General features: G+C 71.3%; 16 protein-coding genes. 11 read left to right on the top strand and 5 right to left on the bottom strand.

What is annotated here, in order from left to right; genetic code table 11:
• The first annotated feature begins 89 nt into the window (after window positions 1-89).
• Complete coding sequence (locus tag JW613_RS02695) at window positions 90-992, top strand: SDR family oxidoreductase (protein ID WP_209209040.1); 903 nt, start codon at window positions 90-92, stop codon at window positions 990-992.
• Window positions 993-1,019: 27 nt separating this feature from the next.
• On the opposite strand, the gene JW613_RS02690 is transcribed toward JW613_RS02695, so the two are convergent.
• Window positions 1,020-1,334, bottom strand: a complete 315-nt coding sequence (locus JW613_RS02690; RefSeq protein ID WP_307865759.1) for a CDGSH iron-sulfur domain-containing protein — start codon at window positions 1,332-1,334, stop codon at window positions 1,020-1,022.
• The gene (locus JW613_RS02685; RefSeq protein WP_307865758.1) at window positions 1,315-1,947 is read right to left on the bottom strand and encodes a HemK2/MTQ2 family protein methyltransferase; all 633 of its coding nucleotides are present in this window, start codon (window positions 1,945-1,947) and stop codon (window positions 1,315-1,317) included. Before JW613_RS02685 ends, JW613_RS02690 begins: the two co-directional genes overlap by 20 nt.
• Before the next feature lie 186 nt (window positions 1,948-2,133).
• On the opposite strand from JW613_RS02685, the gene JW613_RS02680 reads away from it, so the two are divergent.
• The 9 genes from JW613_RS02680 to JW613_RS02640 all read left to right on the top strand — a co-directional run bounded on the left by JW613_RS02680 (window position 2,134) and on the right by JW613_RS02640 (window position 9,592).
• Window positions 2,134-2,700, top strand: a complete 567-nt coding sequence (locus tag JW613_RS02680; RefSeq protein ID WP_209209037.1) for a hemerythrin domain-containing protein — start codon at window positions 2,134-2,136, stop codon at window positions 2,698-2,700.
• 124 nt (window positions 2,701-2,824) lie between these two features.
• Window positions 2,825-4,411 (top strand): hypothetical protein, encoded by a 1,587-nt coding sequence (locus JW613_RS02675; RefSeq protein ID WP_245224799.1) that lies wholly within the window; start codon window positions 2,825-2,827, stop codon window positions 4,409-4,411.
• Window positions 4,383-4,988: a hemerythrin domain-containing protein gene (locus tag JW613_RS02670; RefSeq protein WP_209209036.1), complete on the top strand. Its 606-nt coding sequence runs from the start codon at window positions 4,383-4,385 to the stop codon at window positions 4,986-4,988. Before JW613_RS02675 ends, JW613_RS02670 begins: the two co-directional genes overlap by 29 nt.
• Window positions 4,985-6,076, top strand: coding sequence for an NADH-quinone oxidoreductase subunit B family protein (locus JW613_RS02665; protein WP_209209035.1), 1,092 nt, complete (start codon window positions 4,985-4,987; stop codon window positions 6,074-6,076). The genes JW613_RS02670 and JW613_RS02665 overlap by 4 nt, the downstream gene beginning before the upstream one ends.
• Window positions 6,077-6,128: 52 nt before the next feature.
• A complete protein-coding gene (locus JW613_RS02660) occupies window positions 6,129-7,943 on the top strand; it encodes a nickel-dependent hydrogenase large subunit (protein ID WP_209209034.1) in 1,815 nt (604 codons plus the stop codon).
• Entirely contained in the window at window positions 7,936-8,484 is a 549-nt protein-coding gene (locus JW613_RS02655; protein ID WP_209209033.1) for a NifU-related iron-sulfur-binding protein, read from the top strand. The genes JW613_RS02660 and JW613_RS02655 overlap by 8 nt, the downstream gene beginning before the upstream one ends.
• Window positions 8,481-9,089: a DUF5947 family protein gene (locus JW613_RS02650; protein ID WP_209209032.1), complete on the top strand. Its 609-nt coding sequence runs from the start codon at window positions 8,481-8,483 to the stop codon at window positions 9,087-9,089. The genes JW613_RS02655 and JW613_RS02650 overlap by 4 nt, the downstream gene beginning before the upstream one ends.
• 22 nt (window positions 9,090-9,111) lie before the next feature.
• Window positions 9,112-9,318, top strand: coding sequence for a hypothetical protein (locus JW613_RS02645; RefSeq protein ID WP_209209031.1), 207 nt, complete (start codon window positions 9,112-9,114; stop codon window positions 9,316-9,318).
• Window positions 9,319-9,367: 49 nt separating this feature from the next.
• The gene (locus JW613_RS02640; RefSeq protein WP_209209244.1) at window positions 9,368-9,592 is read left to right on the top strand and encodes a hypothetical protein; all 225 of its coding nucleotides are present in this window, start codon (window positions 9,368-9,370) and stop codon (window positions 9,590-9,592) included.
• 3 nt (window positions 9,593-9,595) lie between these two features.
• On the opposite strand, the gene JW613_RS02635 is transcribed toward JW613_RS02640, so the two are convergent.
• Both JW613_RS02635 and JW613_RS02630 read right to left on the bottom strand, forming a co-directional pair.
• A complete protein-coding gene (locus JW613_RS02635) occupies window positions 9,596-10,717 on the bottom strand; it encodes a YihY/virulence factor BrkB family protein (protein WP_245224798.1) in 1,122 nt (373 codons plus the stop codon).
• A 259-nt stretch (window positions 10,718-10,976) separates the two neighbouring features.
• A complete protein-coding gene (locus tag JW613_RS02630; RefSeq protein WP_209209030.1) occupies window positions 10,977-11,414 on the bottom strand; it encodes an SPW repeat protein in 438 nt (145 codons plus the stop codon).
• Between the two features lie 332 nt (window positions 11,415-11,746).
• On the opposite strand from JW613_RS02630, the gene JW613_RS02625 reads away from it, so the two are divergent.
• Complete coding sequence (locus JW613_RS02625) at window positions 11,747-12,013, top strand: WXG100 family type VII secretion target (protein ID WP_099885218.1); 267 nt, start codon at window positions 11,747-11,749, stop codon at window positions 12,011-12,013.
• Window positions 12,014-12,131: 118 nt separating this feature from the next.
• Here JW613_RS02625 and JW613_RS02620 read toward each other — a convergent pair whose 3' ends face one another.
• Window positions 12,132-16,532 (bottom strand): FtsK/SpoIIIE domain-containing protein, encoded by a 4,401-nt coding sequence (locus tag JW613_RS02620; RefSeq protein WP_209209029.1) that lies wholly within the window; start codon window positions 16,530-16,532, stop codon window positions 12,132-12,134.
• Between the last annotated feature and the right edge of the window lie 9 nt (window positions 16,533-16,541).

The following is a 16,541-nucleotide window of genomic DNA, read 5'->3' as shown; positions in this document are numbered from 1 at the left end:
CCGGGACAACACCGCCCACCCCGCCCGCCGGGGTGGGCGGGCCGCGCACCGACCCGCACCGACCGAACCGACCACCGCCAGGAGGAGAGATGAGCGCAGACGGCAACGACACCCCGGCAACCGGCGGACACCCCGCTGACAAGCACCCCAAGCCGGAGTTTCCGCAGCAGGGCCAGACCCATCCGGGTGACACCGAGGCGATGGAGCCGCGCCCGGACCACGGTGAGCGCACCTACCGGGGAAGCGGCCGGCTGACCGACCGGCGCACCCTGATCACCGGCGGGGACTCGGGCATCGGACGTGCCGTCGCGCTGGCCTACGCCCGGGAGGGCGCCGACGTCGCCTTCAGCCATCTGCCGGAGGAGGAGAACGAGGCCCAGGAGACCATCCGGCTGGTGGAGGAGGCCGGCCGCCGCGCGGTGGCCGTACCCTGCGACATCCGCCAGGAGGCCGAGTGCCGCCGCCTGGTGGAGCGGGTGGCGGGAGAGTTCGGCCGGATCGACGTACTCGTCAACAACGCCGCCTACCAGATGGCGCAGTCCGGCGGGATCGACGACATCAGCACCGAGCAGTTCGACCGCGTGGTGCGCACGAACCTCTACGGCATGTTCTTCATCACCAAGTTGGCGCTCGCCCACATCCCGGAGGGCGGCTGCATCATCAACAGCACCTCCGTACAGGCGTACCAGCCCAAGCCGCATCTGCTGGACTACGCCATGACCAAGGGCGGCATCGTCACCTTCACCCAGGGCCTCGCCCAGAACCTGGCCGAGCGCGGCATCCGCGTCAACGCCGTCGCGCCGGGGCCCGTATGGACGCCGCTGATCCCCTCGACGCTCCCGGACACCTCCGAGTTCGGGGCGAAGAGCCTGCTGCAGCGGCCCGCGCAGCCCGCCGAGATGGCACCGGGCTATGTCTTCCTCGCCTCCGAGGACGCCAACTACGTGACGGCCGAGATCCTCAACGCCACCGGCGGCACCCCGCTGCCCTGACCCACAGCGGGGCGAACCATCTACCGGTCACCTCCCGGGATTCCGGGGGTCGGACTCCCGGGCCCGCGCGGGCCCGGGAGCGTCGTTCGTCTCCGTCGTCGGGGAGCCGGTCGTGCCGGAGCGGGTCCGGGAGCGGCGGCGGTGGCTGGTGTCGCACCAGGGGTAGGTGCGGCTGCGGCGGCAGGTGCACAGGGCTGTCATGAAGCGGTCGGAGACGACCGTGGTGCCGTCGTCGAGCCGGACCTCCACGGGCCCCTCCACCAGCACGGGCCCGCCCTGCTCCAGCGTCACACGGCGCCTTTCGCGGCGCCGCGGGTGCGGCTCATCGGGTGAGGTCGGCACGGATGACCACCAATTCCTCGTGTCGTTGTCCGGGGACGATCAGTTCCTGTTCCTCCAGCCACTGCGCGCGTGCGCGCAGTACGGGACCGAACGGCTGGGTACGGCGGGAGGTCACCGCCGCCTTGAGCCCGGCGTCGTGCAGCAGGTCCAGTGTCCGCTGCGGTCCGCTGAGCGCGGAATGCACCACCAGCAGGACACCGTTGCGGGCCAGCAGCCGGGGCGCGGCCGCGCACAACCGGTCCAGCACCCTGCGTCCGTCCCGCCCCGCGTTCCAGGCGCGGGCCCGGCGCCCGCCGTCCCGCTCGTCGGTCGGTGCGTGCGGCACATACGGGGGATTGGCCGTCACCACGTCGAAGCGGCCCTCGGCGCGCTCCAGGAAGTCACCGCGGTGGGCCCGGACGGGCAGTCCCCGCAGCCGAGCGTTCCAGGCGGAGGCCAGGGCCGCCCGGGTGGAGACGTCGACGGCGTGCACCTCGGCGGCGCCCAGCCGCGCGCCGGTCAGGGCCACCACGCCGGTGCCGGTGCACACATCCAGCATCCGGGCGCCCCGGGGGACGGCGGCATCGGTCAGCGCTTCGATCAGCAGTTCGGTATCGCCTTGCGGGGCGTACACCCCCGGCGGTCTCAGGAGCCACACGGGCCACGGAGTTCCAGGGGGTGCGCCGGTTAAACGCGGTTCCTCACCGAATGGGCGGTAGGTCGGCCCGTAGGTTAGCCCGGCCCGCCTCGGGGGGACCCGGTGTCCTCGAAGCTTCGCAAGCAGTCGCGGCCACCGAAACAGGGCACTGGAGGAGACACCATGGGACACGGCGGAACGGTCATCGAGGAACTCACCACCGACCACCGCGAGGTGGAGGAGCTCTTCGCCAAGATCGAAGCCCTCCCGCCCGGTGACGAGAAGCGCAAGAAGTACGCGGAGCAGGCCACGATCGAACTGGTGCGGCACTCCATCGCCGAGGAGGAGTACCTGTACCCGGCCGTACGTGCCCATGTGCCCGACGGGGACGAACTCGCGGACAAGGAGCTGGAGGACCACAAGGGCGCCGAGCGGCTGATGAAGGATCTGGAGGGGCTGAACGCCGGCGACCCGGCCTTCGACCAGATCCTGACCAGTCTGATCCAGGAGATCCGCACCCATGTGAGTGACGAGGAGGGCAACCTCTTCCCCCGGCTCAAGGAGGTCCTGCCGCGCCTGGAGCTCACCGAGCTCGGCGACAAGGTCCGGCAGGCCAAGAAGACCGCTCCCACCCGTCCGCACCCCGCCGGCCCCCATGAGCCCCCGGCCCTGAAGGCCATGGCTCCGGGCGTCGGCCTCGTCGACCGGGCCCGCGACATGCTCACCGGCCGCGGCAAGGGCCAGGAGTGAGCGGCGACTGAGCCGACCCCTTCCGCCGTCTGCGGTCACTCTCCGCCGCCACCCGCGGTCCACTGCCCACCCTCCGCCACACCGGCGGCGCCAGAGCGAGCAAATGTGAATAAAGAGTGCAAATATGGACGCCGGTGTGTGTGGAGGAGGCGCGGTCGCGCCGGTGGTCCGGGAGGTGCGGGTGGACGGTCCGGCTCAGGCCGCTCCGGCCCAGGAGCAGTGCGGCAGGTCAGCGGCGGACGCGGACTTCGCGCGGGTGCGCGCTGTCGCCGACGCCATCTGCTACGAGGGATATCTGCTCTACCCGTACCGCCGCAGCTCACCGAAGAACCGGGTGCGCTGGCAGTTCGGGGTGCTGGTGCCGCGCGTCTGGGCCGAGGCGCACCTGACCGAGCAGCCCGGCGTCTCCGGCGCTGCCGAGTCCTGGTACCAGCAGACCGAGTGCCTGTTCGAGGCCGTGCCCGATGCCGTACTGCGCGTCCGGGTGCGCTACCTCCAGGCCCAGCGCAAGACCGCGGAGCGGCGCACCGGCGTGGGCGACGGCTGGGAGGCCGTGGAGACCCTGGATGTGGACGGCGCGCTCCATCTGACGTTCGACGAGGCGGTACCGCGCGAGACCGACCTGGAGGTGCCGCTCACCGAGCTGCTGGCCGGTGAACGGACGTACCCGGTCGGCGCGCCGAGCGGCCTGGAGACCGCCCCGCTGGCCAGCGCCGGGGGCACCGTCGGCCGAATCGTACGCCGTCGACACCCGGTGCGCGCCCGTACCACCCTGCGGGCCGAGCGGCTCGACGGCCCGGAGGGAACGTACCGCCTGACCGTCCGTACGGAGAACACCGGCGACTCTCCCTCCCCGGAGGCCTCCCGCGAAGTGGCGCTGAGCCACTCGCTCCTGGCCACCCACACCTTGCTCGGCGGCGACGGCCCGCGGTTCTGCTCCCTGATCGACCCGCCGGATTGGGCAGCGGCGCACACCCGGGCATGCCGGAACGTGCGCACCTTCCCTGTCCTGGCGGGGGAGGAGGGCACCGCGCGAACGATGTTCTCCTCACCGATCCTGCTGGGCGACCATCCGCAGATCGCCCCCGAGAGCCCGGGCGATCTGCACGACGCCGCCGAGATCGACGAGATCCTCTCGCTGCGTACGCTGCTGCTGACCGACGAGGAGAAGCGGGAGGCGCGAGCCACCGACCCGCGTGCCGCTGCCATTCTCGACCGGGTCGAGAACATGCCGCAGGAGGTCTTCGCACAGCTGCACGGTGCGATGCGCTCGCCGGAACCGGCCCAGCTCCTCCAGCCTCCCCGGCCCGCCCGGCCCGAACGGGCCGAGCCCGTGGCCGGTGAGCGCATCCCCTGGTGGCGGGAGGGCGGGGACGAGGGGCTGAGCCCGTCGACCGACAGCGTGCCGATCGACGGGGTCGAGGTGGCGCGCGGCCACCGGGTGCGGCTGTGTCCCCGGGGCCGGGGCGCCGACGCGCAGGACATGTTCCTCGTGGGGCGCACGGCCCGGGTGGAAGGCGTCTTCCACGACGTGGACGGCAGCGTGCATCTCGCCGTGTCGGTCGAGGACGACCCCGCCGCCGAACTGAACGCCTGGTACGGCCGGTTCTGCTACTTCCGCCCCGATGAGGTCCAGCCGTTGGTCGGCGCCGGTACCGCCTCCCCCGACGAAGAGAGGTCCGATGGATGCCATCGAACTGTTGAAGCATGACCATCGGATGGTCGAGCAGCTGTTCCGCGACTACCGCGGGGCCGCCTCCGCACGCCAGCGCCGCGCCGTGGTCGAGACGGTGATCCGCGAACTGTCCAAGCACGCGGCGGTCGAGGAGCTGATGGTCTACCCGCTGGCCAGGAAGGTCCTGCCGGACGGACAGCAGGAGATCGACGAGCACCTCGCCGAGCACATGGGAGTGAAGAAGACGCTCCTCGCCTTGGACCAGCTCCCCACCGCCGACCGGCACAGCGACACCTACCCGGACGGGCACCGCGGCGGGGAGGGCGACGAGCAGGTCTTCGAGCGGACCGACCGGCTGATGGCCGAGCTGCAGCGGGAGATCGAGGAGCATGTGGCCGAGGAGGAGGGCCGGCTGATGCCGATGCTGCGCGAGGCCGTCGACCAGCAGACCCTCGACGAGCTGGGCCGCGCGCTGGAGAAGGCGAAACGCACCGCGCCCAGCAGACCGCACCCGCACGCCCCCGACACACCACCGGCGCTCGCCATGGCGGCACCGGTCGCCAACGTCTACGACCGGATGCGTGACCGGCTGCAAGGGAGGCCGAGAACATGACCATCGAGAGCGGCATCACCCGGACGAGTGAGCATCCGTCGAAAGCCGAGAAGCGGGCGGGATTCGAGGAGATCGACATCCTCTGGATCTCGGAGGGGATGAGCTGCGACGGCGACACCGTGTCGATGACGGCCTCCGGGCAGCCCGCCATCGAGGACCTGGTGCGAGGCCTCGTCCCCGGCCTGCCGAAGGTGAACCTCCACAACAAGGTGCTCTCGCCCACCACCGGCGGTGAGGAGTTCCTGGCACCGTTCCGGGCGGCGGCCCGCGGCGAGGCCGAGCGGCCCTTCATCCTCGTCATCGAAGGCTCGATCCCCAACCAGAACATCATCGAGGGCGACGGCTACTGGACGTCCTTCGGCAACGACGAGGAGACCGGCGAGCCGCTGACCCTCAACTGGTGGCTGGACCGGCTCGCACACCGGGCCTGGGCGGTGGTCGCGGCGGGCACCTGCGCCACGTACGGCGGTATCCACGCGATGGCGGGGAACCCCACCGGCGCCATGGGGCTCGCGGACTACCTGGGCTGGGACTTCAAGTCGCAGGGCGCGCTGCCGGTGGTCAATGTCCCCGGCTGCCCGATCCAGCCGGAGAACTTCATGGAGACCCTGGTCTGGGTGCTCCACCACGCGGCCGGCGCCGCCCCGCCACCGCCGCTGGACCACATGCTGCGCCCCCAGTGGCTGTTCGGGAAGACCGTGCACGAGGGCTGCGACCGGGCCGCCTACTACGAGCAGGGCGACTTCGCCAAGGACTACAACTCGCCCAAGTGCCAGGTGAAGGTGGGCTGTTGGGGCCCGGTGGTCAACTGCAACGTGCCCAAGCGCGGCTGGATGTCGGGGGTGGGCGGCTGCCCCAACGTGGGCGGCATCTGCATCGGATGCACGATGCCCGGCTTCCCCGACGCGTTCATGCCGTTCATGGACGAGCCGACCGGCGGCAGCCTCTCCTCCATCCTGATCCGCCCCTACGGCGCGTTCATCCGGCGGATGCGCGGCATCACCAACATCGCGGTGAACCAGGAACCGAAATGGCACCACAACCGGCCCGAACTCACCAGCGGCTACGACCCGCGCTGGCGCCCCTGACATTTCCGGACGGCGCCCGACACCCATCGCGACCGACGAGACAAGGACTGAGATGACGGCAACGGCGGCCCGGCCCGAGGCGGGGCGCAAGACCCCGCAAGTGGTCGACATGTCCTGGGACCCGATCACCCGGATCATCGGCAATCTCGGCATCTACACCAAGGTCGATTTCGCCAATCGCGAGGTGACCGAGTGCCGCAGCACCTCGTCGCTGTTCCGTGGCTATTCGGTGTTCATGCGGGGGAAGGACCCGCGGGACGCCGGCTTCATCACCAGCCGTATCTGCGGAATCTGCGGCGACAACCACACCACCTGCTCCAACTACGCGCAGCAAATGGCCTACGGGGTCAAACCGCCGCCGCTCGCCGAGCACATCACCAACCTCGGCGAAGCCGCCGAGTACATGTTCGACCACACCATTTTCCAGGACAACATGGTGTTCGTCGACTTCTGCGAGGCGATGGTCAAGGCCACCAACCCCGGCGTGCTGGCCAAGGCGGAGCAGACCCCGGCACCGCACGGCCACATCCACGGCTATCGCACCATCGCCGACCTCATGCGTGCCTTCAACCCGTTCGAGGGAGCGGTCTACAAGGAGGCGCTGCACATCAGCCGCGTCACACGTGAGATGTTCTGCAAGATGGAAGGGCGCCACGTGCACCCCTCCACGCTGTATCCGGGCGGCGTGGGCACCATGCCGGAACCCACGACCTTCACCGACTACCTCAGCCGCTTGATGAAGATCCTCGACTTCGTCAAGAAGTCCGTCGTGATGAACGACGACGTCTTCGACTTCTTCTACGAGGCGCTGCCCGGGTACGAGGAAGTCGGCCGCCGCCGCATCATGCTCGGCTGCTGGGGCGCCTGGCAGCACTACCAGACGTGCGACTACCGGTACGAGAACATGAACACCTGGGGCAAGGCGATGTACGTCACCCCCGGCATCGTCGTCGACGGCAAGCTGGTCACCAACAACCTCGTCGACATCAACCTCGGTATGCGCATCCTGCTGGGCAGCTCCTACTACGAGGACTGGGTGAACGAGGAGCCGTTCGTCACCCACGATCCGCTGGGCAACCCGGTGGACATGCGCCACCCCTGGAACCAGACGACCGTGCCCGCGCCGCAGAAGCGCGACTTCGAGGGCAACTACAGCTGGGTGATGAGCCCCCGATGGTTCGACAAGGGCACCGGCGACCACCTGGCGCTGGACACCGGCGGCGGCCCACTGGCCCGGCTGTGGTCGACGGCGCTCAACGGGCTGGTGGAGACCGACTACGTCAAGGCCACCGGGCACAGCGTGCAGATCACCCTCCCGAAGAGCAGCCGGCTTCCGGAGATGACGCTGGAGTGGCAGATCCCCAAGTGGTCGAACACCCTGGAGCGCGACCGGGCCCGCCCCTACTTCGTCGCCTACTCGGCCGCCATGGCCTTCGACTTCGTGGATCGGGCACTGAACCTGGTACGGGCGGGCGACACCAAGATCTTCAACGACTACGAACTGCCGGACGAGGCCATCGGCTGCGGCTTCCACGAGGCGGTACGCGGTGTGCTCTCGCACCACCTGGTGATCAAGGACAAGAAGATCGCCAACTACCACCCGTATCCGCCGACCCCCTGGAACGCCAGTCCGCAGGACAGCTACGGCAACCTGGGCCCGTACGAGGACGCCGTCCAGGGCCAGCCGATCTTCGAGGAGAACGGCCCGGAGGACTTCAAGGGCGTCGACATCATGCGCACCGTCCGCAGCTTCGACCCCTGCCTGCCCTGCGGCGTCCATATGTACCTCGGCAAGGGCAAGGAGCTGCAGCAGACGCACTCACCGATGTTCGGCGCGGGTGCCGGGACCGGAGCCGGTCATGGGTGACCCGCCCCGGCTGGCGGACGCGGAGGTCGAACAGCGCCTGGCCCGCCTCGACGAACTCCTCGAACGGGTGGAGAAGGTGGCCGGGCCGACAGCCGACGCCGCCCGCGCGGCCGTACGAGGGCTGACGGAGCTCTACGGCGAGGCGCTGGCGCGGGTCGGCGACCTCGCCGGGCCCGAGCTGGTCCGCCGACTGGCCGGCGATCAGCTGCTCCACCACCTTCTCGTCCTGCACGGACTGCACCCCGACCCGGTCGAGCGCCGGGTCGCCGCCGCCGTCGAATCCATCGCGGAGGTGCTGCGCCGCCGCGGCGCCACGATCGAACTCGTCGGCATCGACGGACCGGTGGCCACCGTCCGGCTCACCACCAAGGGGTGCGGTACCTCCTCCTCCGGGATCGAGGAAGCGGTGCGCGAGGCGGTACTGGCCGCGGCGCCCGAACTGGCCGAGGTCCGCACGGCCCCGCAGGAGGCGGCGGCCCCCGCCTTCGTACCGCTGGAGTCGCTGCTGCCCGCCACCGCACCGGCCGGGGGGCCGCGATGACCGCCGGCGCGCTGGCCCGCGTCATCCGCGAGGCCACCGACCAGCCCGGCGAGCACGCCGTGGGCAAGGACGCCGAACGCTGCGACCTGTGCGGCGACCCGGTGCCCGAAGGCCACCGGCATCTGCTGGACACCACGGCGGACCAGGTGCTGTGCGTCTGCCGGCCGTGCTCGCTGCTGTTCGTCCGCGACGGCGCCGGTCAAGGGCACTATCTGCTGATCGGGCACCGGCGACGGAGGCTGGCACCGGTCCCCACCGAGCCGCTGGGCGTCCCGGTCGGGCTCGCCTTCTTCGTACCGCGCGCCGACGGGAGCGTACGCGCCCACTACCCCAGCCCCGCCGGCGCGACCCGGTGGGAGATCGCCCCCGAGGCCTGGCGGGCGACCGTCGCACACTGCCCCGACCTGGCAACCCTGACGGCCGACGTCGAGGCACTGCTCGTCAACACCGTCCAGGGCCGCTCCCAGCACTGGATCGTCCCGATCGACGACTGCTTCCGCATGGTGGCCGTCGTCCGGCGGGAGTGGCAGGGCCTCTCCGGTGGCAGCCGGGTGTGGCCCGAGATCGACCGGTTCTTCGCCGAACTGACCGAGCAGCGAGGGTGACGCGACCAGCAAGGAGGACGCCATGGGCCGTATCCGCGTCGGAAGACCCCACGTGAAGCCGGACACCCCTACCCACGTGTGGGGCATGCACCAGGGCAACAAGGGCCTCTACAACCGCCAGCCGGGCCACCACAAGGACGGCACCGCGGACGCCCGGCGCTCGACCGGCATCCACTGGAAGAAGCACAACTCCATCATGAAGATCATGCCCAACATCTCGCCCGGCTGAGGAGCGCACCATGCAGCGAGGCCTCCCGTCCCGACGCCTCATCCCACAGTTGACCCCACCTTCCCGTGCCCGGCGTTCCGCGGCGCCCTTCCGGCGTCCCACCCACGCCGCGGGCTCCGGTCCGTGCCGGGCCAAGCGGATTCTCGTCGGCCAGCTCGCCGTGCTCGGCACGCTCGGCCTGGCGATGTTCCTCCGGGAGCTGCCCGGCCTCCGGCGTGAGATCCGGATCTGGCGGATGATCGGCTTCGGCGCCGGATCCCGCCACCCCAGGTGAGACTCAGCCTCCGGACGGCCGACCGGGCGGAGACTGCCCGTCGGCCGGCGGCGGCTGCCGCCCGGGTGACTCCGCCTCGGGCGATTCGTCCGCAGGCGGCCCGCCCTCCTCGGGCGGGTCCTCCCTGGGCGGGGCGCCCGCGGGCGGTCGCTGGTCGAACTCCACGGTGACGGTCTCGAAGCCCTTGAAGGTCTCCGTCGTGGCGTAGGAGGTGTACGCCTTCCGGTCGGCCCAACTGAGCCACACCCGGTCGGTGAACGGCGTCAGCAGGCTGCGGGGCCACAGCCGATGAGCCCGCACCACGCTCACCTCGGCCGCCACCACGAAGATCAACGCGCCCAGGTAGATCCAGCCGAGGAGACCGAGCACGATCCCGAACATCCCGTAGGTCAGGCTCGCCCCGCGCAGCACGTTCGTGGCGTAGTACCCGCCGGCCCACTGCAGCAGCTGCCAGGCGCAGGCACCGCCGACGGACTCCGCCCACAGCCGTCGCAGCGCCACCTGATGATGGGTGAGGAAGCTGTAGGTGGCCAGCAGCAGCCCGGCGTTGACGGCCACGGCCACCAGGGTGATCGTCGCGCGGAGCCCGGTGCCCAGATCGGTGCCGAACGCCCGGGACTCCGCGGTCGCCAGCGACAGCAGCAGCGTCACGCACAGCCCGCCCGCCACCGTCATCAAGAACAGCATCCCCTTCAGCCGCGACTTGAAGGGGTCGTGCCGCTGGTACCGGGGCACCGCCCACATCTTGTTGAGGCTGTACTGCGCGGCCTGCGCGGCCCCCAGGCTGCCGTAGAGACTGCCGGCGACACCGACCGCGAGGGCGACGCCGTTGCTGCTGAAGGCGTGGATACGCCCCCGGAGCTGGTCCCCGAGCACCGGGAACTCGCCGAGCACCGAGTTCAGCAGCCGCCGCTGCAGTTCCGGGTTGTCCTCCAGGAAGAAGCCGAGCCCCGAGACGAACAGCAGCAGCACGGGGAAGATCGACAGAAAGGTGTAGTAAGTGAGCAGGGCGACCAGATAGAGGGCCTGGTCGTCGAAGACCTTGTAGACGACGGCGAGGGGCAGACCCGCCCAGCGGTGCCGCTGCTGAAAGGCGTCGATCCGCTGCGCCGTGCCCATGCCCATGGCCCGTCGGACGCCTCCTCGACTGCCTGTAGTGCGTCGCTGTCCGTGTGCCGCTTGTCGCCGCGGGTGTGTCCTTGTGTTCCCAGCCAACCCCAGTCCGGACCGGGGTGCACCCGCTCGCGGCCATCCGGCGGGCCGTGTGCGGGGGGCCGCGCAGCCGAAACGGGCGGCGCGGCCGTTCGCAGGCCGCTCCGCCCGTCCTCACGCGCGAGGTGCACGCGCGTGTTCCTGCTGAGCGTCGCGTGTCAGGCGCTGGGAGTCATGATTTCCGCTTGCCCATGGCCGCCAACCCCATGACCGCGAGTCCGCAGAGTGCTGCCACACCTCCAGCGATCACATTGTTGACCACGATCTGTGCCGTGCTGGGAGCGTCGTTGATCACCCACTGCGAGATGATCACCCAGACTCCGAGCAGCGGCGCGGTCCAGCCCAGCAGATGCGTCCGCTCGTAGGCGGAACCGAATCCGAGGGCGAGCACCGCGAAGGCCAGCCCCACGATGAGGTTGCTCACCGTCAGGGTGGTCGACCCGTTGAACCCGACCACCCACGGCGAGATCGCGATGTAGAGACCCGTGAGGAAGGTCAGCCCCTCCACGAGCTGAGCGGTCGGAGTGGATCCGGCCTTCTCGTACCGGGCACGCATCTCCACCAGGTCCGGGTGGTGCTCGATGGTGCTGCCGGTCGTAGGCGCTGCCATGGTCGTCCTCCTTCCTAGGAACGCTCGGGGCGGACATGCGAGGTCGTCCACCACCTACCCCGAGTGACCCGGCAAAGGGGAAAATCACCTCAATAGGTGTGATTTAGGTCACAATACACCAAAGGGGGGCTTTGGCTACTTTCGGTAACGAGGCGGGAAGGGTGAACGGCCTCGAAGGGGCCGCCCGGAGGGCGGCGCCTGGCGGATCCACGGCCCCTCCCGGCGGGTACAAGGCTGTTGACCGGCTGTGACACGAACAGGTCCAGCACGGACGTGAAGTGCGTTACCGTGCTGCCAGACGCGTCAAAACCGGATAACGGGGAGGATTCCTTATGGGAATGAACGGTGCCGACCTTGAGCGACTGCGGGAGCTGGCCAGCAAGTTCGACGGTGACGCGAACCAGCTCCAGGGGCTGATCACCAGTCTGCAGAGCGCCTGCAACGACAGTGGCGGGTACTGGACCGGTGGCAAGGCACAGCAGTTCCGCAGCGAGTGGGAGGGGCTGAAGCCGACGTTCGACAGGTTCGTGGAGACGCTCCGGGACGCGGGAACCGCCGCCCGGACCAACGCGGACAACATCGACCAGGTCACCAACTGACCCGACGCCGAAGCCGGCCCATCACCCGGCGGGCCGCAGCCGATCCGGCTGCGGCCCGCCGGCTCGTGTGCGCCCCCCGTCCGCCGTCGGGGTGCCCCGCCGACCGCGGGGCACCCCCTCACTCGTCGGTGACCGCCTGCACGGGAGTCATCTCGCCGCTGAGCACCAGCAGTCCGCGTCCCGCCACACCGGAGGCGGTGGCGCGGGGCAGCCGGATGCTGAACAGCTCCCCCTCCGAGTTGTTCTGCGGCGAGAGCAGCAGACCGCTGCGGGCGCGGCGGGCCTCCCGGAGGAAACCCCGGTACTGCGAGGTCAGCGAGTCCGTGGTGCCGGCCGCCACCAGCCCGTGGCCGCCGTCCACACCACTGCGCACCACCGACTCCAACACGGAGTCCAGCGGGGTGTCGTACACCAACTCGGCGTCGTCCACGACCACCGCGTAGCGAGCGCCATCGGCACCCGCGCGATCCAGCAGCTCCTTCAACTGCGCCGCGTCCGCCATCTCCCGCAGCGCGCCCAGCACTCCCGGTTCGCCCTCCAGCTCGCGCAGCGGGGAGCGCTTGGGCGTGACGACGATCAGGGGCAGGCCCGCGCGCAGCAACGACCGTGCCGCCGCGCACACCGCCGTCGAGCGTCCGGACTTGGGCGGACCGGCGATGACGAAGCCGGGGCCGTGCTGGGAGAGATCCACACCCAGCGGGCCGAGTTCGTCGCCGCCCACGCCCACCAGCGCCCACAGCGGGGACGGCGGCGTGAACTCCGGGTCCAGCGCCAGCGCCTCCCGCGCCGTGGCGCGCCCCGGGAGCGCGTCCACCCGCATCGGGCGCAGCGCACGGGGCGGACGGCCGTGCACCGCTGCGGCCCGCTCGGCGATCCGCCGGATCGCACTCACCTGCGCCTGTCCGGAGGGATCGGCGTCCAGCAGCGCTACCTGGCTCTCCAGCAAGCCGTCGTCGCCCGGCCGGAGCGCGCGGCCCGGCGGAAGGTGCGAGGGGACGTCCCGGGCGGTCATACCGGCCGTGCTGTAGTCGTTGGAGTCGGCCAGCCGCAGGACGAGCCGATCGCCGAAGGATGAGGAGACCACGCCCGACAGACCGCTGCGCCCCGCGGACATCACCACCCGCAGACCGACGGACGGACCCTCGCGGAACAGCTGCGCCATGGCGTCGGTGAGCTTGCCGTAGTCGTACGACTCGAAGGCGGCGGTGTAGCTCTCCCAGCCGTCCAGCAGCAGCACCAGCCATGGCAGCCGCTCGTCGGGAGTGGCGGCGGAGGCGCGCTGTTCGGCGACGTTCGCGGCACCGGCCCGGGCCAGGATCTGCTGGCGGCGGGCGATCTCCGCCTGGAGCCTGGCCAGCAGCCGGGTGAGCCGGTCGGTCTGGTCGCGGGTGACGACGGCGCCGCAGTGCGGGAGCACCGAGAGCGGCACCAGCGCGTTGGAGCCGCAGTCCACTCCGTACAGATGGACGTCGGCGGGGGAGGCGAGGTCGGCCAGGGAGCCGGCGATCGTCCGCAGCGCCGTCGAACGGCCCGAGCGCGGCCCGCCGACCAGCAGCAGATGGTCCCCGTCCACCAGGTCCAGGACCAGCGGCTCGCGGGCCTGTCGTGCCGGTACGTCGGTGACACCGAACACGGCGGGCGGGACGTCGCCCCGGCGCTCGGCCGCGGGCCGCGGCACCTCGTCGAGCGTCACCAGGTCGGTCAGCGGCTCCAGCCAGGGCCGGTAGGGCTCCTCGCACCCGAGGGCGGTGGCGCTCGCGCGTACGGCCTCCACCAGCAGCGCCAGATCCGTGAGCGGGTCGTCGTCCTGGCCGCCCGGCGGCTTGGGCCGGGTGGGTGCGGGGCGGCCCAGATCCGACCACTCCACCGGCACCGCCCACGGCTGCGTGGTCACCTCGGCCGCCGTCTGCGGCCGCCGCCCGCCGACCCGGCCGGACTGGAACGGCAGCAGCGAGGAGGCACCCAGCCGCACCAGCGCACGCCCCGGCGTGCTCTTGGCGATGTACGCGGAGTCGGGCGCGTCGATGACGTCCTGGCTCTCGGCGTTGTCGGTCACCCGCAGCGCGATCCGCAGATTGGTGTTGGCACGGATCTCGGGCGAGACCACACCGCTGGGCCGCTGGGTGGCGAGAATGAGGTGAATGCCCAACGACCGGCCCCGCTGGGCGATGTTGACCAGCCCGGTGACGAAGTCCGGCAGTTCACGGGCCATCGAGGCGAACTCGTCGACGACGATCAGCAGCCGGGGCAGCGGCGCCAGCGACGGGTCGCGCCGGGCAGCCCGCTCGTAGGCCTCGATGTCCTTGGCGCCCAGCGGCTCCAGGATCCGCTCGCGGCGGCGCACCTCCGCGTCGAGCGAGACCAGCGCCCGCTTCACCAGGTGCGAGTCGAGGTCCGTCACCATGCCGACGGTGTGCGGCAGTTGCTCACAGCCCTTGAAGGCGGCCCCGCCCTTGTAGTCGACCAGCACGAAGTTCATCGCGTCCGGCCGGTTGGCGACGGCCAAGGACGCCACCAGCGTCTGCAGCAGCTCCGACTTGCCGGACCCGGTGGTGCCGGCGACCAGCCCGTGCGGCCCGTCGCGCACCAGGTCGATGGTGAACGGGCCGTCGAACGAGGCGCCGACCACGGCGCCGGTCGAGCGCCCGCCCGCCGCCCAGCGCGCCGTGATCGCGGCGGCCGACGGCGGCTCCAGCTCCAGCAGATCCAGCAGCCGGCAGGCGTCCGGCAGGGCACCGGTCTCCTTCTCGCTCACGTCGCGGACCGGCGCCATGGCGCGGGCCACCGCCTCGCACCAGGTGGGCGGCACACAATCCGGCCGTACCGACTGCACCGGGGTCTCGCCGAACTGCGACACCTGCAACAGCCCGAAGTGGTCCTCCTCCACCAGCGCCCGGCACTCCTCGGGCAGCAGCCCGCGGTCGGCGTCCAGACACACCAGATGGATGCCGAAGCGGGGTCCCTCGCGCAGCAGTTGGGTCAGCCCCGGCAGGGCACGCAGCCTGCGGGAGCCGTCCAGCACCACGAGGACGGACGGGCCGCGCCACACCTCGTCCGAGCCCGGCCGGCTCTCCCCGGCGTTCTCCTGACGGGCGCCCAGCAGCGCCAGCAGCTCGCTGATCCGGCGCGCCACGCTCTCCGTCTCGGTGCCCAGCAGCGCCACCGCGCCGTGTCCCTCCCGGCCGCGGGCGTGCGGCAGCCACCGCACCCACTCCCAGCACTCGCTGCCCGAAGGGTCGGTCAGCACACAGATGCTGAGATCCGCCGGGCTGTGCAGCACCGACGCCTGCGCGACGAGCCAGCGGCCGATGGCGCGGGGCAGTTCGCCGCGCCCGGCGACGCCGAGAATGCCGTGGGTGCGCAGCGGGACGCTCACCGGGACGTCGCTCAGCATCCGCGGCTCGGTACGGCGGTGCTCCTGCTGATTCGGGTCGCTCACCTCCACCTCGGAGGGCAGCGTGCCGGTGCCGACCCGGAGCCGGCCGTAGTCGTCGTCCTCCAGCCGCCGTTCCCACAGCCGCTGTCCGGGGCCGGTGGCGACCAGGTACAGCTCGGCCGGGTCGGGGCAGGCCAGTCGGCGCGCCGCTGTCTCCTCGGCCATCGCCTTGCGCGCCTGGTACTCGATGGAGACCTTGTGCTGCTCGTACTCGCGACGCTTGCGGCGGTGCGACGTCCTGCCGTGCCGGCGGTCGTAGAAGTGGTTGGCGACGAGGGTGACCGGGGTGAGCACCGCCATGATCAGATAGATGGCGCTGCCCAGCAGCACCACCATGGCGACGGCGGCCAGCATCGGTGCCAGCGCGACGGCCCACGGCAGGGGCCGGGTCTCGGACTGCTTGGGCTTGGGCGGCAGCTGGAACTGCGTCTTGTGGGCGGAGGGCTTGATCCGCGGGGGCCGGTTGTAGTCCAGCCCCGTACCGTCCTGCGAGGGCTTGAGCGCGGCGTCCGGGAAGGTGGGCTCGCGCAGCTCGAACAGCGAGTGCCCGGCGGCGACGACACCCCGCTGCCGCCAGGTCGCGGGCTGCTCCAACTGCCGGCCGTCCATCGTGACGCTGCTGCCGAAGGCGGGGGTGAGCGTCACCGTGCCGTCGACGGCCACATCGATCTCGCACGCGGAGCTGGGCAGCGTGCTGTCCGCCGGCCGCACCCACGCCTCCGGGCCGCTGCCGAGGACGGCGACGCCCGGCCCCAGCCGGTGGACCCGCCCGGCGTCGGGGCCGCCCACGACCCGTACCTCCACGGTGCCCTGGGCCTCCGGCCGCGGACCGGCGCCCGGCGCCCCCACGAAGACCGTGGCGCCGTCCCGGACGGGGGAGTCGGCCACCGGGAGGGCCGGGGCGAGCGGGTATCCGTTGACGAACAGCGCGGGCGCCTCGCCCGGCTCGCCCGGGGTGCCGCCGCCCAGGTGCCGGACGATTTCCCGGGCTACGGACCCGACGGCGGCGTCGGGCTCCACGTCCACCAGCAGATCGGCGCTCCGTCCGCCCGCGCCGTCGACGGCGGTCAGCCGCAGTTCCATAGGAGCCCC

The organism is Streptomyces smyrnaeus (assembly GCF_017676345.1).
Lineage (GTDB): Bacteria > Actinomycetota > Actinomycetes > Streptomycetales > Streptomycetaceae > Streptomyces > Streptomyces smyrnaeus.
Note: the sequence above shows the minus strand (reverse complement) of the source record. Positions and strands in the feature narration are given on the sequence as shown.